The sequence below is a fragment of the Paraburkholderia yinzeri genome, assembly GCF_046581065.1.
Classification (GTDB): Bacteria; Pseudomonadota; Gammaproteobacteria; order Burkholderiales; family Burkholderiaceae; genus Paraburkholderia.
The window spans coordinates 326,348-349,288 of the sequence record NZ_JBFOCJ010000002.1 but is presented as its reverse complement, the minus strand read 5'-3'; the positions used below and the strand labels follow the sequence as shown (position 1 = coordinate 349,288).

Sequence of the window (22,941 nt, the reverse complement as noted above, 5' to 3'; positions counted from 1 at the left end):
AGGGCATAACTTAAACCAGCGGTACGTACACCGAAATGCTCCGCAGCAAGGCCGGTTTCCCTTGCAGACCTGTCTGCGGCGCGCGTAGCGCGCAGCAGGAAGAATGAGCCCTTTGTCACTAATGTGGAGGGTGCGGGGTGACAGACGCTCCGGAGCCACTGGCTATTGTGGTGCGGGGTGAATGGTGGCTGGCATTAGCGGGGTGAGCGGCTTTCTTTGCCTACTTTCTTTGCCGCGGCAAAGAAAGTAGGTGCCGCCCCGCACAGGGGCAACCCTGGCACACCACCACGAACACAAGGAAAGGCCAAAGCAACAAGAACCGCAAATCAACCGCCTGCCTACAGGCAACTCCGTATTTTCCCGAGGTCGGCGATACATTGCCGATCTGTGCTGACGATCACGCCTCGGGGCACTTAGAGTGAGCAGGAACACGGACTTCAGCGCCGAAACGCGCTTGCAGAAAACACGATGCACATCGACGAAACAGCGACTTACTACACGGCTACCAAAAAGTACGACCTGAGCTTCCCGTCGCTGGAAGCGGATCTCGAAGCCGACGTGGTGATTATCGGCGGCGGATTTTCCGGCATCCACACGGCGCTCGAACTGGCCGAAAACGGCGTGACCAACACGGTGGTGCTGGAGGCGCGCTATCTGGGCTTTGGCGGTACCGGGCGCAATGGCGGGCAGGTGATGGCGGGGATCGGCCACGACCTCGACGCGATCAAGCACGACGTGGGCGAAGAAGGGCTGCGCACGATCTTCGCGCTGAGCGATCTCGGTCCGCAGATCATGCGCGAGCGCATCGAGCGATACAACATCGACGCGGATTTCTGCAGCGGCTACGGCTACCTCGCCTATAACGCGCGCCAGGCAAAGACGCTGCGGAACTGGGAAAAGGAATTCAAGTCGCTCGGCAGTCCGCATGAAATCCGCTACGTCGAAGGCTCCGACGTCAAGCAGATCATCGGTTCGGACGTCTATCACGCCGGCCTGCTGCATATGGGCGGCGGTCACGTGCATTCGCTGAATCTGCTGCTTGGCGAGGCCAAAGCGGTTTCGGAAATCTACGGCGTGCGCATCTTCGAATACAGCCCGGCGCTTCAGATCCATTACGGTAATACGGTGCAGGTGCGCACCGCGAAGGGCAGCGTCAAGGCAAAGAAGATCGTCTGGGCCTGCGACGGCTTCATCAACGGCCTCGAACCGGAACTGCACAGAAGCACGATCAACGTCTATGCGTTCAACTCCATGACCGAGCCGTTGAGCGACGAGCTCATCGAGCGCATCAGTCCGATTCGCGGCGCGTATAGCGACATCCGGCCCGTTATCAACTACTACCGCGTGACGAACGAGAACCGGTTGCTGTTCGGCTCGTCCACGTCGCTCGTCGAGCATATTCCGTGCGACCTGAAGGAATGGAACCGGCGCCTGATGCTGGAGGTGTTCCCCTACCTCAAGGACGTCCAGATCGATCTGGCGTGGGGCGGTCCGATGGCCACGACGCTGAACCTGTTTCCGCAGATCGGCACGCTGCCGGACCGGCCGAATGCGTTTTTCGTGCAGGGCTATTCGGGCTTCGGCGTCACACCCAGCCAGATCATCTGCAAGATTCTCTCCGAGGGCATTCTGGGCGGCTCGGAACGTTACCGCCTCGTGAGCGCGATTCCGCGAGCGACGATCCGCGGCAAGGACCAATATCGCGCGTTGCTGGTCACGCTCGGCAAGGTCATGCACCAGACTTCGGGCTACTGGCACGGCCGGCGCTGAGCGCGGCCAGATCTTTTCATTGAAGAGGAATACTAAAACATGAGTCTTACCACGATCCAGCGCGGCATCAAGATGGCGGAACTCGAACCGTGGGGCAAGCTGAGCGACCTCGGGGCGCAGATCCTCGAAGGCGACGAGGTGGCCGTGTTCGGCAAGATGACCTACGGCGCGCCGACCGACCCCGTTTCGGCGGGCTACTTCGGGACGACGCGGGGCAAGTTCCGGCTCGTGTACCCGTTCTCCGAACAGGCGACCGTGGTCGAGGGCGAACTGCGCATTACCGACGAATCGACGGGTGAAACCCGCACCTTCAAGGCCGGCGATTCGTGGTTTGTGACGAAGGGCACGTCGACCGTCTGGGAAGTGATCTCGGACGGCTTCGTGAAGCACTACCTGGCCGTCGCCTGAACCGAAACCCGGGCCCAGACCCACATGATGCGAGCACTGACATGACGAGCAACGCCACGGAAGCGGCCCGTGCGGCCATCGAGCGATTCCTTGACCGGGACTTCGGTCTTTTCATCAACGGCAGTTCGCAGCCGGCACAGTCGGGCCGCTGGATCGACGTATTCAATCCGGCGACCGGCGAGGCGATCGCGCGCGTGCCCGACGCGGACGGCGCAGACGTCGACCGCGCGGTCGCCAGCGCCCACGAGGCCTTTGTCGAACGCCGCTGGAGCGGTCTGCGCCCGGCCGACCGGGAACGCATTCTTCTGCGCCTCGCCGACGTGATCGAGGCGCACGGCGAGGAACTCGCGCAGCTCGAGACCCTGAATCAGGGCAAATCGATCAACATCGCGAGAGCGATCGAAGTCGGGGCGACGGTCGAATACGTGCGCTACATGGCGGGCTGGGCCACCAAGATTCACGGCGAGACGCTGGACGTGTCGATTCCGTTTCCGCCGGGCGCGCAATACACGGCATTCACGCGCAAGGAGCCGGTGGGCGTGGTGGCGGGCATCGTGCCGTGGAATTTTCCGCTGATGATCGCGGTATGGAAGCTCGTGCCGGCGCTCGCCGCGGGTTGCACGGTCGTCATCAAGCCGTCGCCCGAAACCCCGCTTACGGCCTTGCGCCTCGCCGAGCTGGCCATCGAGGCCGGCATTCCCGCCGGCGTGTTCAACGTGGTCACGGGCGGGCGCGAGAGCGGCGCGGCGCTGGCGTCGCATCCCGGCGTCGCGAAGATCTCGTTCACGGGCTCGACGCCCACCGGCAAGCTCGTTGGCGCGGCCGCGCTGCAGAACCTCACGCGCTTCTCGCTCGAACTGGGCGGCAAGAATCCGGCCATCATGCTGGCCGACGTCGACGTCGATACGGCTGTGCAGGGTATGCTGGCCGGCGGCTTTCTGAACCAGGGGCAGGTTTGCGCGGCGGCCTCGCGCATTTACGTGCACCGCAGCCAGTACCGCACGATTGCCGAAGCGCTCGCCGACGTGGCCCGGTCGATGAAGATCGGCCCGGGGATCGATCCCGAGGCGCAGATCAATCCGCTCGTTTCGGCGGGGCATCGCGAACGTGTCGAGCGTCATATCGCCGTCGCCAAAGAGGCCGGGCTCAAGTTCATGGCCGGCGGCGCGACCGTGGAGGGTCCGGGCTACTACGTGCGGCCGGCCGTGATCGCCGATGTCCCGCCGGATGCGGCAATCATTCGCGACGAGGTGTTCGGACCCGTACTCGCGCTCGTGCCGTTCGACGAGCCCGAGGAAGCGCTGCGGCTCGCCAACGACTCCCAGTACGGTCTCGCGGCAAGCCTGTGGACGAACGATCTGCGGGCCGCCATGAAACTGGTGCGCGAGATCGATGCGGGTACGGTGTGGGTGAACTCCCATGTGCCGCTCGACCCGAGCATGCCGTTCGGCGGCATGAAGCAGTCGGGCATCGGACGCGAATTCGGCAAGGGCGCGGTGGAAAGCTTCACCGAGACGAAATCCGTCTGCATTGCGCACTGAGCCGTGCACCAGCTTGCGTGCGGAACCGCACGCGGCTGATCAGGACAGCGAATAACGCGACCAGGTTTCAATGGGAAGCAGCGCCTGGCTCGCCGCGGCGCTGCCCTGCGCCGCGCCGCGTAGATGCTCCACCGCGGTGCCGATCAGAAGGCGCAAGTCCTGCGAGAGCAGATAGTCGATCACGTCCGCGCGCAGCAGGGGCTCGGTCACGCGATTGACCTCGTGCGTCACGTAGAGCGTCTTGCCCGCGAGCGAGCGCTCCCGCAACGCCTGAGCGAGCCCTTCGTTGCCCCCCGCGACGTTGTAGATGCCGTCCAGCGCGCCATGCATTTCCATGCAGCGGCGCGTGGCTTCATAGGTCGCCGCGCCCGAATCCGCGCCCTTGATGACCTCGACCACGTTAACGCCCGGAAAGCGCTGGCGCAACAGCGAACGAAAGCCGATCTCGCGGTCTTCGTGACAGGTATACGAGAACGTTGCCACCACCACGGCCACCGAAGGCGAGGGCCGTGTTTCCAGATGCCGGCCGATCAGAAAGGCCGCCGCCTGTCCCGCCGCGCGATTGTTGACACCCACGTAGATGTGGCGCGCATCGGCATCCACATCCGTGATCATCGTCACCACTCCTTTACCCGCCGCCATGCACTCGCGCAGCGCCGCCGTGATCGTCGGCGTGTTCGTGCAGATGACGCCGATGCCGTCGGCCTCGCTTGCCGCCTCGCGCACGCGTTGCGCGACGGTTTCGTCGGACGCGCCCACGCAGTCGACGATATCGAGCATCACGCCGCTTTGCGCGAGTACGGGGGCGAGGTCATCGGCGGTGCGCATGAGTTCCGCCGTGAAGGCATCGCCTGCCTGGAGCACGAAGCGCGCGCGATAGGGCGTTTGCGCACCGGCCAGGGGCGCCTTGCCTGGCGCGGCCAACGCCGTGCCCGTTTCCAGCCCCCGCAGAGCGGCCTCCACGGCGCTGCGCGTGCGCGGATGCACGCCGGGACGCTCGTTGAGCACGCGGTCGATGGTCGCCCGGCTGAGCTGGGTGACTTCCATGAGCTGCTTGAGGGTGGGGCGGCCTTTCATTGCGATTCCTGATCGAGCGCGTTTCCCGCCATTTTGCCTCAATTTGAGACTAATGCGCCGATTTCGGCATGCGTTTCGTGATTTCACTGGGCTTAGAGCCAGGTATTTACCCTTTATAGCTCTAAATGAGGCATTTAGTCTTTTGACGATTGCTCATTTAGAGACTTTAATATGCCTCAAAGGCGAGGCCGAACGCCGCAGGCCGGCCCTCCCGAACATGCACTCAAGCCCTTGCACCGGAGACGCTCCCATGTCTGTCACTTCCGCCCAGCCGGGTCGCTCGCAACCGATCACGATGGACGACTGGTACAAATGCCGGCTCGAGCGCAAGACGCTCAAGGAGCTCACGCGCCGCAACGACCACGTTGCGCTCGCGTACTTCGGCGGGTTTATGGCGCTCGTCGCCATCACGGGGGGGCTCGGCTGGTTCGCGCTCGGCACGCTCTGGTGCCTCCCGGCGCTCCTGCTCTACGGCACGATCTTCGCGTTCGCCGAAGCGATGGAGCACGAGTTGCGCCATCGCACGCCGTTTCGCAGCGAGTGGCTCAACGAGTCGGTGCACTGGATCATCTGCTTCATGACGTGGCGCGAGCAGATCTACAGCCGCTGGTCGCACGCGCAGCATCACACCTATACCCACCTCACGGCCACCGTGCCGGCCGACGCGGAAATCGCGGTCAAGCGTCCGCCGAACTATCTGAAGCTCGCTACCGACTTTCTGCGCCTCTCTCACGGCATCCATCATGTGGGCAACATCGTGCTGCACAGCCTCGGCATCGTTTCGAAGAGCGCCAAGGCCGTCGTGCCGCCAGTCGAATACCGCGCAATGTGCCGTAATTCACGCGTGATGCTGGTGCTTTACGTGGGCGTGGGGGCTTCGGCCATCGCCGCGCAAAGCTGGCTGCCGGTCGTGTTTCTTCTGCTGCCGCGCTCGTACGGTGCATGGCTGCACGAACTGCTGGCCATCACGCAGCACACGGGGCTGCGCGAGAACGAACTCGATCACCGCGTTTCCACGCGCACGATCCGTCTCAATCCGGTGCTGCAGTTCCTGTACTGGAACATGAACTATCACGTGGAGCACCACATGTTCCCCAACGTGCCGTTCCACGCGTTGCCGAAGCTGCGCCGCGCAATCGAGAACGACCTGCCGCCGGCTTATGACGGGCTCGCCAGCGCCTGGAGCGAAATCCTGCACGTGTTCCGCATGCAACGCCGCGACCCCGACTACATGGTCACGCCGCAGGTGCCGGGCAAGACGGCGCCCGTTGCACAAAGCCCGTCCGAGGCTGCCGGATTTGCGGCCGAAGTGCGCTGATACCCCGAAGGAGACACCCACCATGAACATCCTGCAATGGCACGAGGTCTGCGCGAGCGACGACCTCGAAGAAGAAGACGTGATCGAGTTCGACCGCGACGGCGAACTCTATGCGGTCTATCACACGCCCACGGGCTTCTACGCGACGGCCGGCGTGTGCACGCACGAAACGGCGCGCCTCGCCGAAGGCCTTGTTTTCGGCGAAATCATCGAGTGTCCCATGCATATGGGACGTTTTCATATCCCTACCGGCGCCGCGAAGGGTGCGCCCGTCTGCGTCAATCTCGCGACGCATCCGGTGAAGGTGGAGGACGGCAGGATCTTCATCGGCCTGGCAACCGATTAATTCCACCCGAAGACGATAACGACATACCCAAGGAGACAATCATGAGTTTCACGTTCAGCAGAATGTTGCGCGTGGTGCCGTTCGCGGCGGCCGTCCTCGCGTTGGGCCTGAGCCCGGGCGCGCGCGCAGAGCCCGTCGCGCACTTCGATTTCATCTCGCACGCGCCCGATTCGGACGCGTGGTGGAATACGGTGAAGAACGGCATCAAGCAGGCCGACGAGGACTTCAACGTGCAGACCGACTATCGCAATCCGCCTAATGGCGACATTGCGGACATGGTGCAGCTCGTGAACCAGGCGGCTGCGAGAAACTATGACGGCGTGGTCACGACCATCGCCGACTACGATCTTCTCAAGGGTTCGCTCGGGCGCCTGAAGGCGAAGAACATCCCGTTCATCACCGCCAATACGGGCACGGAGCAACAAAGCGAAGAGCTGGGCGCGCTGATGCACGTGGGACAGCCCGAATATCTCGCGGGCAAGGCGGCGGGCCTGCGCGCGAAGGCCGACGGCGTGAAGACCTTCCTGTGCGTGAACCACTACGCGACGAATCCGCTCTCGTTCGAGCGCTGCCGCGGTTTCGCCGACGCCATCGGCGCCGACATGAAGACCTCCGTGCTCGATTCCGGTACCGACCCCACGGGCATCGAGTCGAAGGTGAGCGCGTATCTGCGCAATCATCCGGACACGCAGGCCGTGCTCACGCTCGGCCCCACCTCGGCCGACCCCACCATTCGCGCGGTGAAGAGCCTCGGGCTCGCCGGCAAGATCTGGTTTGCCACCTTCGATATCGACCCCGACGTGGCCGCAGCCATCAAGGATGGCACGATCAAGTTCTGTACCGATCAGCAGCCCTATCTGCAGGGCTACATTCCGATAGCGATACTCGCGATCATGCATCGGAACAAGAACACCAATGTGGAAGCGGCGCGCGCGGAGCTAGAAAAGGATCCGAAGTTCCAGCAACGGCTCAAGGACTATGGCCTCAAGCCCGTTTATGAGGCGCGCAATATCGCTTCGGGTCCGGGTTTCATCACGCCGCAGAACATCCAGCAGGTGTCGGCGCTTGCCGGGCAATACCGCTGAGCGCAAGCGGCAGAGCATGAAGTACGCGCCGGCGACTCCACCCGCCGGTGTTTGCCACCGCGGCTTTGGTGGGCGATATGGGCCGGCGGCCCATATCGTATTTTTGCGGTTTTTCGCGTTATGCGAAGGCGGCGGCCGCCAGTCCATGCCTGCGCGACTGCCGGCTACGGAAGTCGACGCTCACTGGCCGGAAGGTGCTTCGCACTGCGAACGGGGCCAGCACATCTTGCCCGTGCGAAGGCGGGCGCCGGACTGACCGCTCGTATCGGGCACGCCGCCATACGACATGTCGGTGCCGGACTGGGCCGAAGCGTCCGCGTCGTTGAGCATGCTTTGATGCGCCTGCTGCTGCGCGGGGGTGGGGGGCCTGGCATGCACGGTGCCGGGCATGCCGCCGGTCGCGGCCGCGACGCAGGCGGCCATCAACGCCAATCGGGTCTTCATTTCAACACTCCTTCTTTCACGCACCCGCTCAAAGGGGCGCGTCGCGCGCTTGCGGCGATGCCGGACGGCGCACGCGGGACACACGCCACGGTGCCTCGCGCATTCGAAAGAAAAGTCGGGATGCCGGCCGGCCGGCGCGGCTGCCGAACGTGTTAGCCAACAGCTTCAAGGGCCTGCGCGCCCGCGCAAAGGGGGCGCCACGATGCGGCGCGTCGCAAGGAGAGGGGAAAGCGGGGCGCGCAGAGAACATCCGCATCGTCCTTCCGTTATAGCTCGCGCGCGCCGGAGTGCAACAGGGGAAGGCCCCATTTATTACAGAATGGAAATAAAAAGAAAGGAAAAGGAAATTAAACGGTCGCCGTGTAGTCACGTTGCAGTGGTGTAATGCGCTCGCTCTGATGTCTGGCGCACTCACAAATACTGGCTGGCGCGATGGATGGGACTTACGCGTTTTCGTCGCGTAGTACAGGACTCTAAGAAAGCAATTCGAACAATCGATGGAGCCCGTTAATATGAAACACCGTGCTTTACTGGCTGTGCCGTGCGTTGGCCTTCTGGCCACGCTCTTCGCTTGCGGCAGCAGCTCGAACTCCAGCAGCCCCTCAACGGCCGTGTCGGCGCAGGACGCCTTGGCGACCGCTACCCCGATCAAGCATCTCGTCGTGATCTACAACGAGAACGTCTCGTTCGATCACTACTTCGCCACGTACCCGACCGCCACGAATCCGTCAGGCGAGCCGGCATTCACGTCCGCAGCGGGCACGCCGACCCCCAACGGTCTTTCGGGCTCGCTGCTCACGTCGAACCCGAACTTCACGAACGCCGCCAACGCGCCGGGCCAGGCCAATCCGTTCCGCCTCGACCGCACGCAGGCGGCCACGTCGGACCAGAACCACGCCTATACGCCCGAGCAGCAGGCCTATAACAACGGCGCCATGGACCTGTTCCCGAAGTACACGGGTAGCGGCACGGCAGGCGGCGCGGGCGCGTTCGGCACGACGGGCCAGGTGATGGGCTACTTCGACGGCAACACCGTCACGGCGCTCTGGAACTACGCGCAGCACTTCGCGATGAGCGACAACGCATGGACGGCCGCCTACGGTCCGTCGACGCCGGGCGCCCTCGAAGTGGTCTCGGGCCAGACCAACGGCATGCAGATCGTCAAGACGACGGCGCAGCCTTCGACGCTCGCGAAGTCCTCGTACTACATCGAGGACGGCGCAGGCGGCCTGACCGAGATTGGCGACGCGGATCCGGGCTACGACATGTGCTCGAGCACGACCGACCAGATCATGATCAACGCCAAGAACGTCGGCGACCTGCTCAACGCGAAGAGCGTCACGTGGGGCGGCTTCATGGGCGGGTTCAACCTGCAGACCGTGAACAGCAATGGCACGACGGGCTGCAAGCGCAGCACGATCGCCACGGCGGTCAACGCCGCGACGGCCGACTACGTGCCGCACCACAACTGGTTCCAGTACTTCCAGTCGACCTCGAATCCGCAGCATACGCGCCCGAGTTCGATGGCCGCGATCGGCTCCAGCCTCGAGAGCGACGGCAAGACGCCGGAGCCGGCGAACCACCAGTACGACACGGACGACTTCTTCGCGGCCGTGCAGGCGGGCAACTACCCGTCGGTCAGCTTCCTGAAGGCGCCGGCAGCCCAGGACGCGCACGCGGGCTACTCGGACCCGCTCGACGAGCAGCTCTTCGTGACGAAGGTCGTGAACTTCCTGATGCAGCAGCCCGACTGGAAAAACACGGCGGTCGTCGTGACCTATGACGATTCGGACGGCTGGTACGACCACCAGTTCGTGACGCCCGTCACGTCGTCGATGAACGCAGTCGACCAGCTCAACGGCAACGGCGTGTGCGGTACCGGCACGCCGCCGACGGGCGTCTCCGGTTCGCCGGTCAACGGCCGCTGCGGCCCGGGCACGCGCATCCCGTTCCTCGTGATCTCGCCGTGGGCAAAGCCTAATTACGTGGATCACACGCTCATCAACCAGGCTTCGGTAACGCGCTTCATCGAAGACAACTGGCTGGGCAGCGCGCGTCTTGGCGGCGGTTCGTTCGACGCCACGGCAGGCGACATGCGCGCGCTGTTCAATTTCAACAGCACCGGCCTCAACCCGGTGTTGTACATCGACCCGAATCAGGGCACCCAGGTCGCCACGCCGCCGTCGTCCACCTGACCGGCACCGCCGTCCGCGAGCGTCGATGACGCGCCGCGGACGGCGGGTACGGACCGGCTCAGTGCCGGAACCCATGCCGTGCGCCAGCCGCACGGCTTTTTGCATCTATCACCTGGCACCCGAAGATTGCACCATGACTGAGCTTTCCGCGTCGTCTTCTCCCGCTTCCTCAGCCGCGCCGTCGGGCGCGCGCATCGCCTTGCGGCTGGCCATTGCCGTCGTCGTCGCCGCGCTCGGCTTCGGCGCGTTCGCGCTGGCCCGTCCGGCCGACGTGCCCGACTCCGTCGGCCAGATCGTCGAAAATCTCACCGGCGCGAATGCGCATCCGGTCGTGCTGCAGCGTCCGCCCGTGGCGCCGCTTTCGGCCATGGCGCTGCTGGGCAAGCAGCTCTTCTACGACAAGTCGCTCTCGGCCTCGGGCCAGCAGTCGTGTGCTTCGTGCCACAGCCCCGAGCACTCGTACGGGCCGCCGAACGGCCTCGACGTGCAGGAGGGCGGTCTCGCGATGAAGCAGGAGGGCTATCGCCCGCCGCCGTCGCTCATGTATCTGTATCGTCAGCCCAATTTCAGCATCGGCCCGGATGCCGGCGAAAACGACGACGCCCCCACGGTCGCGCAGGTCGCCGCCTCGTCGGCCGACGTGGTCAAGTCGCAGAAGACGGCAGGCGGTCCTTCGACCTCCGTCGAGATGGTGCCCCAGGGCGGCCTGTTCTGGGACGGCCGCGTCGACACGCTGCAGCAGCAGGCGTATGGCCCGCTGCTCAATCCCGTGGAGATGGCGAACCCGAACGTGGACACCGTGGCCGCCAAGCTCGAGCAGTTGCCGTACGCGAAGCGCTTCACCGAGCTCTTCGGTCCGCGCATCTTCAGCGACAAGCGGCTGGCCGTGTCCGAGGCGATGTTCGCGATTTCGCGCTACCAGGTGGAAGACCCGTCGTTCCACCCGTACAACAGCAAGTACGATCGCTGGCTCGAAGGCCACGCGCGCCTGACCCAGGCCGAACTGCGCGGGCTGCGCCTCTTCAACGATCCGAACAAGGCCAACTGCGCGGGCTGCCACCTCTCCAAACCGGGCAAGGACGGCCTGCCGCCGATGTTCACGGACTACCAGTACGAAGCGCTCGGCGTGCCGCGCAACCGCAAGCTTGCGCAGAACCAGGACCCGAAGTTCTTCGATCTCGGCGTGTGCGGGCCGTTCCGCCAGGATCTGAAGGACCAGACCCAGTACTGCGGAATGTTCCTCACGCCGACGCTGCGCAATTCGGCCACGCGAACGGTGTTCTTCCATAACGGCGTCTATCACGACCTCGATCACGTGATGGCGTTCTACAACGAGCGCAACACGGACCCGGGCAAGTTCTATCCGCGCGGCGCCGACGGCAAGGTCGAGCAGTACGACGATATCCCGCTGGCGCTGCAGAAGAACGTGGACGTGACCGACGCGCCGTTCGACCGCAAGTTCGGCGACACGCCGGCCATGACGAGCGACGATATCCGCGACATCATCGCGTTCCTCAAGACGCTCAACGACGATCCGGTAACGACGAAGTAAGCCGGCAGGGTGGCGCGCACCGCGCCACCCGCGCGTCACGGGCGCCTGCGCGCCCGCCGCTGCCCGCGTCGCAGCGGCTCTCCCGCGCCATACGGTAGACTGCAGCAGCCCCGTTTTTGCTCTGCCCGACTGCCACCACGCGCCATGGATCGAATCGACGCGATGAAGGTTTTCATCGCCGCCCTCGACGAAAACAGCCTCGCGGGCGCGGGACGCCGGCTCGGCCGTTCGCCCGCCGCGGTGAGCCGCGCCATTGCGTTCCTCGAAGCCCATACCGGCACGCCCTTGCTGTACCGCACCACGCGCACGCTCAAGCTGAGCGAGGCAGGGGAGCGCTACGCGCTGGCCTGCCGGCGCATTCTCGCGGACCTCGAAGAAGCCGACATGCTGGTTGCCGACGAACGCTCGGCGCCGCGCGGACTGCTCACGCTGACGGGGCCGGTCGCCGCCGGCGAGGACGTGCTGCGCCCGCTGCTGGACGAGTTCATCGACCGTCACCCCGAGGTATCGGCGCGTCTGCAACTGCTCGACCGTCCGGTCAGCCTGATCGACGAGGGCGTCGACGTGGCGCTGCGTTTCGCGCATCTCGCCGACTCGACGCTCGTGGCGGTCCCCATCGGCGAGGTGCGGCGCGTGGTGGTGGCTTCGCCGGACTATCTGGCGGCGCATCCCGCCATCCGGGATCCCGCCGATCTCGCCGGGCACCCCATCATCTCCATGACGCACTTCGGGCTCGACTCGTGGAGTTTTCCCACCGCCGGCAAAGCCGCCATCCCGCAGGTGGTCCAGTTCGCGCCGCGCCTGACCGTCAATACGATTCGTGGCGCGGTAGCGTCGGCGCTGGCCGGTCACGGCCTCACGCGGGTCTTTTCCTACCACGTGGCCGAGCATGTCAGGTCCGGCGCGCTGAAGATCGTGTTGCGCGACGCCGAGCACGCGCCGCTGCCGATCCATCTGCTGACCCCGCAGGGGCGGCTCTCGGTGCCGAAGGTGCGCGCGTTCGTCGATTTCGCGACGCCGCGCCTGCGCGCGCACTTCGCCCGGCTGCAACGCATCACGGACCGCGATTGAATCGAGCTACGGAAGAATGACTTCCGTACGTCGGTGATTCTCTCTATTGGCGCATCAATCTAGACTCGCTTTCATCGACGACGAGCGCCCTCGCGGTGCTTTTTGCATGGAAAGGCGAGATGCAGTCCACAGCACCGAATTCCCCCGCATCCCCCGCTCAAGACCGGCACGGCACGGGGAGCGCGCGATGAATCAGCTTGCTTCCTCCACGCCGGGCGCGGCTTCGGCTTCCACTGCCGTTTCCGCTGCCGTCTCCAGTTATGTCGAGCGCAACGCGAATTACTGGCGCCGCAATCTGGCCGTTTGCGTATTCGGCTCGTTTACCACATTGGTCAGCCTCAGCATGCTGCTGCCGTTCCTGCCGCTGTACGTGAGGCAGCTTGGCGTGAGCTCGCAGTCGGCGGTGATCCAGTGGTCGGGCGTCGCGTTCAGCGCGACCTTTCTCGGCACGGCCGTCACGGCGCCGGTCTGGGGGCGCCTCGCGGACCGCTTCGGCCGCAAGCCCATGCTCGTGCGCGCGGCCATCGGCATGGCGATCGTGATGTCGCTAATCGGACTCGCGCACAACGTGTACGAACTCGTCGGCCTGCGGCTCGTCGCCGGGCTCGTGGGCGGCTACGCCTCCGCCTCGACCGTCATGATCGGCACCCAGGCGCCGCGCGAGCGCGCCGGCTGGGCGCTCGGCATCCTCTCGACAGGAGCGCTCGCGGGCAATCTCGTCGGGCCGCTCATCGGCGGTTTGTTGCCGGGGTGGATCGGCATACGTGGAACGTTCTTTGCGGGCGGCGCCGTGATCGCCCTGGCCGCGCTGCTGACGATGGCCGTGGTGCGCGAGGACTTTCATCCGGGCCGCGACGGACGGGCCCGCGCGGGCGGGGCGAGCGCCGGGTCGCAGCACGCCGCGCATCGCGCCACGCGCCGCGCCGCCGTGGCCGCGATCCTCGTGACCGCCATGATGGTACTGCTCGCCAATATGTCGATCGAGCCGATCATCACGGTCTATATCGGCGGCCTTGGCGTGAACGCCGGGCATCTGGCGCGCACCGCCGGGCTCGTCATGGCGTGCTCGGCGCTCGGGAGCATGCTGACGGCGTCGCGGCTCGGGGCGCTGGCCGACCGCATCGGTAGCTGGAATGTCATCATCGGGTGCCTGCTGGCGACCGCGCTCGCCATGGTGCCTCAGGCCTGGGTCACGCACTGGTGGCAACTGGCCGCGCTGCGCGTGGCGATGGGCATGTCGCTCGCCGGTCTGCTGCCTTCCATCGGCAAGCTCGCGCGGCAGTCGGTGGACGAACGCGCGACCGGGCAGATGCTCGGCTATCTGCAGTCCGCGCAATTCAGCGGCCAGGTGTTCGGGCCGCTGGTGGGCGGCGTGATAGGCGTGCACCTCGGGCTGCACTCGGTGTTTTACGTAACGGCGGCGCTGCTGGCCACCTGCGCCGCACTCGCGCACTGGGCGCGCGGACGTTGAATGAATCGGGCCTTTTGTTTTGCGGAGAGAGGAAATGAGTCATGTATCCGGCAACGGCACGTTGCTGAACATACTGGGCATCGCGAAACCGATCATCCAGGCGCCGATGGCGGGCGTGACCACGCCCGAACTGGCTGCCGCCGTCTCCAACGCGGGCGGTCTCGGCTCGCTCGGTGTCGGCGCGATGAACGCCGAAAGCGCGCGCAAGACCATTCGCGCCACGCGCGCGCTCACGGACAAGCCGTTCAACATCAATGTGTTCTGCCATGAGCCGGCGCACGCCGACGCGGCGGTCGAGCAGGCATGGCGCGAGTGGCTCGCGCCCGCGTTCGCGCAGTTCGGCGCAACCCCGCCGGCTGCGCTCGGCGAAATCTACACGAGCTTCCTCGTGGACCGCGACATGCAGGCCATGCTCGTGGAAGAGCGGCCGGCTGTCGTCAGTTTCCACTTCGGGCTCCCGGCGGCGGAGACGATCGCGGAACTCCGGCGCGCCGGCATCAAACTGTTCGCCGCCGCGACGAATCTGGACGAAGCGCGCCAGGCCGAGGCTGCCGGCGTGGATGCGGTCGTGGCGCAAGGCATCGAAGCGGGCGGCCACCGCGGCGTATTCGATCCGGACGCCGCGGACGACCGCCTCGGCACCTTCGCGCTCACGCGCCTGCTGGTTCGCGCTCTGCGCGTGCCCGTGATCGCGGCCGGCGGCATCATGGACGGCGCGGGCATCGTCGCGGCGCTCGCACTGGGCGCGCAAGCCGCGCAACTCGGGACCGCGTTCGTCGCGTCGACCGAAACCTCGATCGACGAAGGCTACCGCCGCACGCTGCTCAGCGCGGCCGCGCAACGCACGACGTTCACGAAGGCCATCTCGGGACGCGTCGCGCGCAGCATGGTGAACCGCTTCACGGAACTCGGCGACGATCCGCGCGCGCCGAACTCGCCCGCCTATCCCATCGCCTACGACGCCGGCAAGGCGCTCCATGCGGCCGCGAAGGCCAGGGGAGAGTACGGCTATGGCGCACAATGGGCGGGACAGGCAGCCGCGCTGGCGCGTGCGCTGCCGGCGGCGGAACTCTTTGCGCAACTGGAGCACGAGATGCGCGCGTGTTTGAAGCAGATGCGGGATGTTCACGTCTGACGCGTCGCAACGGCAACCGCTTCCGCGCTCACCATTCATTCGATACACACGCTGGCGGCCACCGCGGCGAGCGTCACGCCCGCCGCGGTGAGCCGGTCGGTGGCGCGGCCCGAAGAGCGTCTTGGCGTGCGGCTCTTCGTGCGAATGCCGGTTCGCCTCCCCGCCGGATACACCGGGTGCTTACTGCTGAACCAGCGCGAGCACCCGCAGCGGGCTGCCCGAGCCCGCCTGAATCTTCAACGGCGCCGAAACGATAACGGTCCCCGTCGGCGGCAGTTGATCGAGATTCTTCAAGCACTGCAAACCATAACGGTTCGAACCGTGCATCAGCGTGTGGCACGGATACGGCGTCGGCCATGCATACGACTGTCCCGCATCGGTATTGATGGTCTCCACGCCGAAACCATGCACCTTGCGCTCGTGGATCAGCCATTCCACGGCTTCCTGCGTGGGGCCGGGCGTGTGTGCGCCATCTTCGTGCAGGTTGAGGAATTCGGCGGGGTCGGTGCGCTTCGACCAGTCCGAACGCAGGAGCACCCACGCGCCGGCCGGGATACGGCCGTGCTTCGCTTCCCATGCCTCGAGAAACGCGACGGTCAGCAGCCAGTCGGGATTCGCGGCGACTTCGGCGCTCGCGTCGAGCACGATCGCGGGCGCGATGAAGTTCTTCGCGTCGATCGTATCGACCGAGTTCTGCGCGTGGTCTTTGCCGGTGACCCAGTGCACGGGTGCGTCGAAGTGCGTACCGGTGTGCTCGCCGCACGAGAAGTTATTCCAGTACCAGCCAGGTCCCTGTTCGTCGTACTGGCTGATTGTTTCCATCCTGAACGCCCAGACCTGGCCGAATTGCGGCGGCAGTTGCAGCGCGGGAAATTCGGGCGAAAGCGTTTGCGTCAGGTCGACGACGCGCACACGGCCGCTCGCCAGATCGAAGGTTAGCTGTTCCAGACTGCTCGTCATGTTGCACTCCTTTTCACCGTCATGTCGACGCGATCGAACGCGCCACGTGGCCACAAAACGCGCCCCGCTTCCGGGGCATCGCTGAATTATCTTTAGGGTTAAAATAATCCATAATCATGGTTAACCCGTCTCGCTTGCCGCCCTGCTTACCTATGAGTCAGTCTCTTCAAGCCAGCTTTGTCGACGATTACACCCCGGCGCTCCTCGCGCAGGTCAGCCAGCTCATTTCCGGCGAATTCCACGTCATCGTGCAGGCCAGCGGATTCGAAGTCTCCGACTGGCGCGTGCTTTGCACCCTGGCCGATGGCGAGGCGATCAGCATCGGTCGCCTCGCGCAGATTTCGGTGACGAAGCAACCGACCGTGACGCGGCTGCTCGACCGCATGGAGGGGCAGGGCTACGTCAAACGCATCCCGCACGACACCGATCGGCGTGTGACGCTCGTACGCATCACGCCGCGCGGCCAACAGCTCGTTGCCTCGCTGATGGAGCAGGCCAAGGCGCACGAGGAACAGGTGCTGGCGCCGCTCGGCAAGAAGAAGGCCGAGGAACTGAAGGCGACGCTGCGGCTGCTCATCGAACTGCATCGGCCGCCGGCCTGAGCGGCAACGCAGCGGCAACCGCCTTGCACTGAACGTTCACACCGCGCGCGCGGCCACGACGGCACGCTCGATCGCCTCGCGCAGATCGTCCGGCACTGGAATCGCCTGATGGGTATCGAGCGAGGTCGTCACGATGGTCTGCCTTGCCGACATGCGCACCACGCCATCCACGCCCCGGCATTCCCACGCAAGCACAAGCGATTTGTTGCCGATGCGCTCGACTTCGAGCGAGAGCCACATTTCATCCCCCATCCTGCTGACGGCCTTGAAATCGACGTCCAGGTGTACGGTCGGCATGCCGACACTGCGCACGCCGATCACACCGTGATAACCCTCCGGCATCAACTCGTCGATCCACGATTCGATCAGGTCGTTGAAGAGTACGAAGTACTGTGGATAGAACACAATCCCGGCCGGGTCGCATTCGGAAAAATGGATCTTGTGCTTGCGGCGAAACGTTGGGGTTTCCATGCTCATGCTGTCCTTGCCCGCCGCTCAGGCCAGCGCGTGGCGGGTAAGCGCCGCGCGCAGCTTGTGGCCGTGCTCGTCGGCGAGGGCGGCGTCGCGCAACTCGCGCAAGGTCGCGGGCGCGAGCCGTGCGCCGGCCTTCGTGACGGCAGTCATGACGGTCTGATAGTTCTTCAGGCCGCGCGCGTGCGTATCGCTGTAGCCCTTCACGAGCCGCTGGCATTGTGCGACTTCGGTGGCAAGCGCCGGATTGTGCTGCGCGGATTCGACGATCTGCGCGAGCCACGCTTCGATACGCCTGTTTTCCAGTTCGTAGCGCAGCGTGCGGCGACGCATGCCTCGCAGGCTCGCGACGAAGGACAGCAGCAAATAGCCACGCAGCGAACTCGTCTGCACCACGCGCCCCGAATGCGTAAAGCGGCGCACGAGGCGATGCATCCAGTGCGGCTTTTCGAGCCAGCGGCCGAGACCCGCGGGCAGCGTCTCGCAGATCTCCTCGATGCGCGGATGCATGAAGTCGTTGATGGCCAGCAGTTGATCCGCCTGCGTATGCACCTCGCTACGCACGCGCTCGAAGCGCGAGCCGCGCGTCTTCAGGTCGGCCACGCGGATCGTGTCCTCGTACGACATCCACAGCGCGAGATGGCGCGCCGTTTCGCGCAGCAACGCGACGCCCGCCTCAGGCAGCGCGCGCCGCAGACCCGCCAGGCGGTCCAGATAGAACGCCGCATAGGCGGGGTCCTGATAATCGATCAGGCGGCGTACGCCTTCGATCGCAATCGGCTGGACTTCGGCGGGCAGTTCCTGCCGCACGCGTTCGAGAAGGCGCGCGACCGCGGGATCGCGCGGCGCTGGTGCGGCTTGTTCCGGCGCAGGTGCGTCGTGCCCCGCGTTCGCGTCGTCCCCGTTCACGCGGCCGTGGCCCAGATCGAAGGCGCGCAGGCTCGGCTTCACGCCCACGCCACCCCGTTCGATGGTCTCTTCGAACTGGCGGCGGCTGAACGGCAGGACGCCCGTGCCCGCCAGCGCGCCGAACAGCACCGCACTGATCACGCTGCCCGAAGCCTGCGCGGCTTCTGCCATGTCGAAGCGCACGAACCGCTTCGCGGCCTGTTCCGCATGGGCGATCAACGCTTCGCTGTCGACACGGCCGTCGCCCATCGCGGCCTTTTCCGCAATCGAATAGACACGGTGCGTGGAAGCGACGAGCGTGGTGCGCCCGGATGTCACGAGCCCGCGCTGCACGGCGCGGCCCGCTTCCATCAGCTCCGAGGCCATGACGACATCGACGTCACCCGGCGTGGGCATCAATGCAAGTATCGGCGTGCGGCTTTCCCCCGCCTCGCGCGCAAAGAGCTCGACGTAGTAGATCGTGGCGCCCGTACGTTGCGCCACGCCCGGTACGGACGTGGTCTGCGCGTAATAGCCGTTATGCTCGCCGAGATCGACGATCCAGTCGGCCAGCACGCCGCCGCCTTCGCCGCCCATGGCGAGGATCGCGATCTTGATGGGTTGAGCCTTCATTTCGGTTTCCTTCCGGTTCAGAACGCGTAGCGCGCGCGGCGCTGCGCGGCACGGCGTTGCAGCCAGCCGATCACGGCGTGGCGCATGCGCTGGCGAAGCTTGTCCATTCGTGTCGGATTGGACACGATTTGCGCGCGATAGAACGACGGGCACAACACCGCCGCATGCGAAACCTCGCCGCACAGCCCGCAGCCGACACAACTGTCGAGCACGCTCGCGACCGGGTCGGTGCGCAGCGGGTCGGGGTTCGGCTTGATCGAGAGGGAAGGGCAGCCGGATAGCCGGATACACGAGTGATCGCCCGTGCAGGTATCGGGGTCGACGCCGAAGCGCTCGCGCACCACGCGCTCGCCTGATTCGATGGCCTTGCGCTGCCTGGGCTTTTCGCGCCGCTGTTTATTCAGCATGCACTCGCTTTGCGCGATCAGCACTTTCGGGCCTTGCGTCGCCGTGGTCAACGCCTCCTTGAGCGTGGCCATCATCGTCTTCAGGTCGTAAGTTCTCCGCACTGTCCTGACCCAGTCCACGCCGACGCCGCGCACGGCCTGCTCGATCGCATGACCCGTGCTGCGCGCAGGATTGAGCGCCGTGGACGAGAGGATGTCCTGGCCGCCCGTGGCCGACGTATAGCTGTTGTCGACGACGATGGTCAGGTTGTCGCTCTTGTTGAACACGGCGTTTGCGATGCCGCTCGTGAGGCCGTTGTGCCAGAAGCCGCCGTCGCCCATCACCGAGATGGCGCGTTTTTCCGCCCTGGCATTGAGCGCCGCCGCGCTCGCGCTGCCGAGCCCATAGCCCATCGTCGTCGCACCGAGGTTGAACGGCGGCAGGATCGAGAAAAGATGGCAGCCGATGTCGGCACTCACGTGGTGAGGCCCGAGTTCGCGCTCGACGAGCTTCATGGCCGTGAAGATCGGCCGCTCGGGACAGCCCGTACAGAAGCCGGGCGGACGGGCGTGGACGGTCTCGTCGAGCGAAGCGGGAGGCGCCGCCGTATCGGCATCGGCCGGAACGGCCTTCACCGGAATGATCTTGCGTGGCGCGGGTTGCGGTTCGAGCACGCCATAGCGTTCGAAGAACGCGCGCAGGCCCTTCATGACCGTTGCGGCGTTGTACTCGCCGGCAAGCGGCAGCACGTCCTTGCCGTGCAGCGCCGCCTCCACGCCGCGCTGGCGCAGAATCGCGCTTGCGTTCTGCTCGACGAAGTTCGGCTGTCCTTCCTCGATCACCAGCACCGCGCGCTTGCCCGCGCAGAAGCGCTCCCATTCGGAATCGACGAGCGGGTAGGCCACGTTCATCACGTAGAGCGGAATCTGCGATTCGCCATAGACGTCGGCAAGCCCGAGCCGTTCGAGCGCGCGCAGCACGGTGTTGTAGCTGCCGCCCTGCACGGCGATGCCGATATCGCTCGCATCCGCAGAGAAGAATTCGTTGAGCCCACGCGCTTCGATGAATTGCACGGCCGCCGGCCAGCGCTCCTCGATCTTTTCGCGCTCGTGCAGAAAGCTGGCCGGCGGCAGCACGATGCGGTTGACGTCGCGGCTCGGATTTTCGAGCGCGTCCTGGATCGTGAACGTCGAGCGCCGGTTGTCCGACGCCACGAACTGGCCGTGCACGTGGCAGGCACGAATGCGCAGTTGCAACATCACGGGCGTGTGGCTCGCTTCGGAAAGCTCGAAGCCGTCCTTCACAGCCTGCACGATGGCGGGCAGGTTCGGACGCGGATCGAGCAGCCAGATCTGCGACTTCATCGCAAACGCATGGCTGCGCTCCTGCATGATCGAGGAGCCTTCGCCGTAGTCCTCGCCGACGATGATGAGCGCGCCGCCGGTCACGCCGCCCGAGGCGAGATTCGCCAGCGCGTCCGAGGCGACGTTCGTGCCGACCGTCGCCTTGAACGTCACGGCGCCGCGCAGCGGATAGTTGACGGACGCGGCCAGCGAGGCAGCCGCCGTCGCTTCGCTCGCGCTGTTCTCGAAGCGGATGCCGTGGTCGCCAAGGATGTCGCGGGCGTCGGCGAGCACGTCCATCAGATGCGAGATCGGCGCGCCCTGGTAGCCGGCCACATAGGCCACGCCCGATTCGAGCAACGCCTTCGTGACAGCGAGGATGCCCTCGCCGCTGAATACCTCGCCAGCGCCGAGGCGCAGCTTCTTCACTTCCTCGACAAACGACCGCTCAGCCATGTTCGTCCTTTCTCGTGAGACACGCGGGGCGCACGACGGCGCCTCGTCAGGGGTGAGGCCAGTATAGTTTAAATATAAACATTTCCAAAATCATAGTTATCCCTGAAGTTGTCCCTGAAGTTGTCCCGGAAACCGGCTTGCTGGCGTGGGTCGACCGGTCACTCTGCCGCCGCGAGCGCCGTGTACTGACCCCGCCAGTACACGAGCGGATGCGGCACGGCGTCGTCGCGCACCACGCCGCATACGCGGCCGATGACGAGAAGGTGGCCATGACGCGCGATCAGCTCCTCGACCTCGCAGTCCAGCGCCGCGGCGCTGCTCGACAGCAGCGGTGCGCCGCCGTGCGTCATCTGGATCCACTCGTCGTCGCCGTAGCGCGCTGCGCCCTGTTCGCCGCGAAAGCCCGTAAAGCGCTCGGCGATCGCACGTTGTTCCGCACGCAGCAGATTCACGCCGAAGCGACGGGTGCGTTCGAGCAGTTGCGCCGAAGAGCTCGTCGCTTTCATCGACGCCACCACCATCGGCGGCTCGGCCGAGAACGACGAGACGGACGTGGCCGTGAAGCCGCTGCGCTCGTTTCCGTCGGCAACGGTCACGACACAGACCGCGCCGGCGAAACCGCGCATTGCCTGCACGAAGCGGTTGCTGAGCGTTGCACTGCGATCAGGCTGCACGGCGTGCTTCACGCGGGCTGCGCAGCCCGTGTGCCTCCAGGATAGGCAACACCGTGTCGCGGAAGTACGGGAACTCCTTCACATAGTCGACGAACGAGAGCGTCGTGCCCTTGAAACCGGCCTCGGCCAGCGAAATCAGGCCGGCCGCGACCTGCTGCGGCGTACCGACGAGAGGGAAGCCGCCGTGCCCGGCCGCCATGCGGTCGCGGATCAACGCGAGCAGGTCGTGCGGGAACGACTGGGCGTTCGCGAACTGCAGCGCGACCAGATTGTCGACCGCCCCCCAGTCCGCGTGGTCTTGCGCGAAATACTGGAGGTACTGGCGCGCTTCTTCTTCGGTCGGCCGGCAGACCACGTGCGAGAACGTCAGCACGTTCACGGGCTTGCCCGCGTCGACCGCCTTCTGTTTGAGCGCCGCGACTTCGGCACGCGAGCGTTCGAGATCGATGGCGGGCGTAAACAGAAAGTTCGCATTGCCGATGGCGAAGTCGCGTCCCTCGCCCGAGCCCGCCGCGTTCAGAATAGGCGGGCGTTCGCCATTCCATGGACGCGGCAGGCCGTAGACGTTCTTCAACTGGAAATGCTCGCCTTCCCAGTTGAACGGGCCTTCGTGCGTCCAGATCTTCTGCACGACGTCGAACCATTCCTGGGCATACGCATAGCGCTTGTCGTGACCGGCGGCGAGCGGCAGCCCGAGTGCCTCGTATTCGGGGCGGTTCCAGCCCGCGACGATATTCAGGCCCGCACGGCCGGCGCCGATCTGGTCGAGCGTCGCGATCTGCTTGGCCACCACGACAGGGTGGTTCGCCGCCGTGTGGATCGTCGCGAACACCGTGAGACGGCGCGTTTTCGCCAGCAGTCCTGCCGCCCACGTCATGGTCTCCAGCACCGAGCCGTGGAAGTCCGTCTCGCCGCCGTAGCCGATCCAGCGGGCGATGGGCAGCATGAAGTCGATCCCCGCTTCGTCGAGCATGAGCGCGAGCTTCTCGTTGTTCTCCCACGAGTTGTCCCAGCGCTCGCCGATCTTCGTCACCGACATGCCGCCCGAGCAGTTCGTCGCAAACGTCCCCAGAATGAAATCCCTGGTGTCCAGAATTCGTCTCATCTCAGTCCT

The 22,941-nt window shown here is 65.3% G+C and carries 20 protein-coding genes and 1 pseudogene; 13 read left to right on the top strand and 8 right to left on the bottom strand.

Features of this window, described 5'->3' with window-relative positions; genetic code table 11:
* Window positions 1-468: 468 nt before the first annotated feature.
* The 3 genes from WJ542_RS18720 to WJ542_RS18710 are packed head-to-tail and all read left to right on the top strand — an operon-like array spanning window position 469 to window position 3,719.
* Window positions 469-1,770, top strand: coding sequence for an NAD(P)/FAD-dependent oxidoreductase (locus tag WJ542_RS18720; protein WP_411190933.1), 1,302 nt, complete (start codon window positions 469-471; stop codon window positions 1,768-1,770).
* Window positions 1,771-1,809: 39 nt separating this feature from the next.
* Window positions 1,810-2,178, top strand: a complete 369-nt coding sequence (locus WJ542_RS18715; RefSeq protein ID WP_411190932.1) for a cupin domain-containing protein — start codon at window positions 1,810-1,812, stop codon at window positions 2,176-2,178.
* 41 nt (window positions 2,179-2,219) lie between these two features.
* Window positions 2,220-3,719, top strand: a complete 1,500-nt coding sequence (locus tag WJ542_RS18710) for an aldehyde dehydrogenase family protein (RefSeq protein ID WP_411190931.1) — start codon at window positions 2,220-2,222, stop codon at window positions 3,717-3,719.
* Between the two features lie 39 nt (window positions 3,720-3,758).
* Here WJ542_RS18710 and WJ542_RS18705 read toward each other — a convergent pair whose 3' ends face one another.
* Window positions 3,759-4,796 (bottom strand): LacI family DNA-binding transcriptional regulator, encoded by a 1,038-nt coding sequence (locus WJ542_RS18705; protein ID WP_411190930.1) that lies wholly within the window; start codon window positions 4,794-4,796, stop codon window positions 3,759-3,761.
* 250 nt (window positions 4,797-5,046) lie between these two features.
* Here WJ542_RS18705 and WJ542_RS18700 point away from each other — a divergent pair, with 250 nt between their 5' ends.
* Genes WJ542_RS18700 through WJ542_RS18690 form a run of 3 tightly spaced genes read left to right on the top strand, consistent with a single transcriptional unit; the run spans window position 5,047 to window position 7,545 of the window.
* On the top strand, window positions 5,047-6,114 hold the full coding sequence (locus WJ542_RS18700) for a fatty acid desaturase (RefSeq protein ID WP_411190929.1): 1,068 nt from the start codon (window positions 5,047-5,049) through the stop codon (window positions 6,112-6,114).
* A gap of 22 nt (window positions 6,115-6,136) precedes the next feature.
* The gene (locus tag WJ542_RS18695) at window positions 6,137-6,460 is read left to right on the top strand and encodes a non-heme iron oxygenase ferredoxin subunit (RefSeq protein WP_411190928.1); all 324 of its coding nucleotides are present in this window, start codon (window positions 6,137-6,139) and stop codon (window positions 6,458-6,460) included.
* A gap of 41 nt (window positions 6,461-6,501) precedes the next feature.
* Window positions 6,502-7,545 carry a sugar ABC transporter substrate-binding protein gene (locus tag WJ542_RS18690; protein WP_411190927.1) on the top strand — a complete coding sequence of 348 codons (1,044 nt, stop codon included), beginning with the start codon at window positions 6,502-6,504 and terminating at the stop codon, window positions 7,543-7,545.
* 180 nt (window positions 7,546-7,725) lie between these two features.
* Here the strand turns inward: WJ542_RS18690 and WJ542_RS18685 are convergent, their stop codons facing one another.
* Entirely contained in the window at window positions 7,726-7,989 is a 264-nt protein-coding gene (locus tag WJ542_RS18685) for a hypothetical protein (RefSeq protein ID WP_411190926.1), read from the bottom strand.
* A gap of 512 nt (window positions 7,990-8,501) precedes the next feature.
* On the opposite strand from WJ542_RS18685, the gene WJ542_RS18680 reads away from it, so the two are divergent.
* The 6 genes and pseudogenes from WJ542_RS18680 to WJ542_RS18655 all read left to right on the top strand — a co-directional run.
* Window positions 8,502-10,184, top strand: coding sequence for a phospholipase C (locus WJ542_RS18680; protein WP_411190925.1), 1,683 nt, complete (start codon window positions 8,502-8,504; stop codon window positions 10,182-10,184).
* A gap of 133 nt (window positions 10,185-10,317) precedes the next feature.
* Window positions 10,318-11,736 carry a cytochrome-c peroxidase gene (locus WJ542_RS18675; RefSeq protein WP_411190924.1) on the top strand — a complete coding sequence of 473 codons (1,419 nt, stop codon included), beginning with the start codon at window positions 10,318-10,320 and terminating at the stop codon, window positions 11,734-11,736.
* A gap of 144 nt (window positions 11,737-11,880) precedes the next feature.
* Entirely contained in the window at window positions 11,881-12,807 is a 927-nt protein-coding gene (locus WJ542_RS18670; protein WP_411190922.1) for a LysR family transcriptional regulator, read from the top strand.
* 187 nt (window positions 12,808-12,994) lie between these two features.
* On the top strand, window positions 12,995-14,278 hold the full coding sequence (locus WJ542_RS18665; protein WP_411190921.1) for an MFS transporter: 1,284 nt from the start codon (window positions 12,995-12,997) through the stop codon (window positions 14,276-14,278).
* A gap of 34 nt (window positions 14,279-14,312) precedes the next feature.
* The gene (locus tag WJ542_RS18660; RefSeq protein ID WP_411190919.1) at window positions 14,313-15,413 is read left to right on the top strand and encodes an NAD(P)H-dependent flavin oxidoreductase; all 1,101 of its coding nucleotides are present in this window, start codon (window positions 14,313-14,315) and stop codon (window positions 15,411-15,413) included.
* A 48-nt stretch (window positions 15,414-15,461) separates the two neighbouring features.
* Window positions 15,462-15,557: pseudogene (locus WJ542_RS18655) on the top strand (LysR family transcriptional regulator); the annotation flags it as partial.
* Between the two features lie 36 nt (window positions 15,558-15,593).
* Here the strand turns inward: WJ542_RS18655 and WJ542_RS18650 are convergent.
* Window positions 15,594-16,373: a cyclase family protein gene (locus WJ542_RS18650; RefSeq protein WP_411190917.1), complete on the bottom strand. Its 780-nt coding sequence runs from the start codon at window positions 16,371-16,373 to the stop codon at window positions 15,594-15,596.
* A gap of 152 nt (window positions 16,374-16,525) precedes the next feature.
* Here WJ542_RS18650 and WJ542_RS18645 point away from each other — a divergent pair, with 152 nt between their 5' ends.
* Window positions 16,526-16,975 (top strand): MarR family winged helix-turn-helix transcriptional regulator, encoded by a 450-nt coding sequence (locus tag WJ542_RS18645; protein WP_411190915.1) that lies wholly within the window; start codon window positions 16,526-16,528, stop codon window positions 16,973-16,975.
* Between the two features lie 36 nt (window positions 16,976-17,011).
* On the opposite strand, the gene WJ542_RS18640 is transcribed toward WJ542_RS18645, so the two are convergent.
* The 5 genes from WJ542_RS18640 to WJ542_RS18620 form a co-directional block, all read right to left on the bottom strand.
* Window positions 17,012-17,446: an acyl-CoA thioesterase gene (locus tag WJ542_RS18640; RefSeq protein ID WP_411190914.1), complete on the bottom strand. Its 435-nt coding sequence runs from the start codon at window positions 17,444-17,446 to the stop codon at window positions 17,012-17,014.
* Window positions 17,447-17,470: 24 nt separating this feature from the next.
* Complete coding sequence (locus WJ542_RS18635; protein WP_411190912.1) at window positions 17,471-18,967, bottom strand: indolepyruvate oxidoreductase subunit beta family protein; 1,497 nt, start codon at window positions 18,965-18,967, stop codon at window positions 17,471-17,473.
* Between the two features lie 17 nt (window positions 18,968-18,984).
* The gene (locus WJ542_RS18630; protein ID WP_411190911.1) at window positions 18,985-21,153 is read right to left on the bottom strand and encodes a thiamine pyrophosphate-dependent enzyme; all 2,169 of its coding nucleotides are present in this window, start codon (window positions 21,151-21,153) and stop codon (window positions 18,985-18,987) included.
* Between the two features lie 158 nt (window positions 21,154-21,311).
* Entirely contained in the window at window positions 21,312-21,839 is a 528-nt protein-coding gene (locus tag WJ542_RS18625) for a flavin reductase family protein (protein ID WP_411190910.1), read from the bottom strand.
* Entirely contained in the window at window positions 21,817-22,932 is a 1,116-nt protein-coding gene (locus tag WJ542_RS18620; RefSeq protein WP_411190908.1) for an LLM class flavin-dependent oxidoreductase, read from the bottom strand. Before WJ542_RS18620 ends, WJ542_RS18625 begins: the two co-directional genes overlap by 23 nt.
* Window positions 22,933-22,941 lie beyond the last annotated feature (9 nt).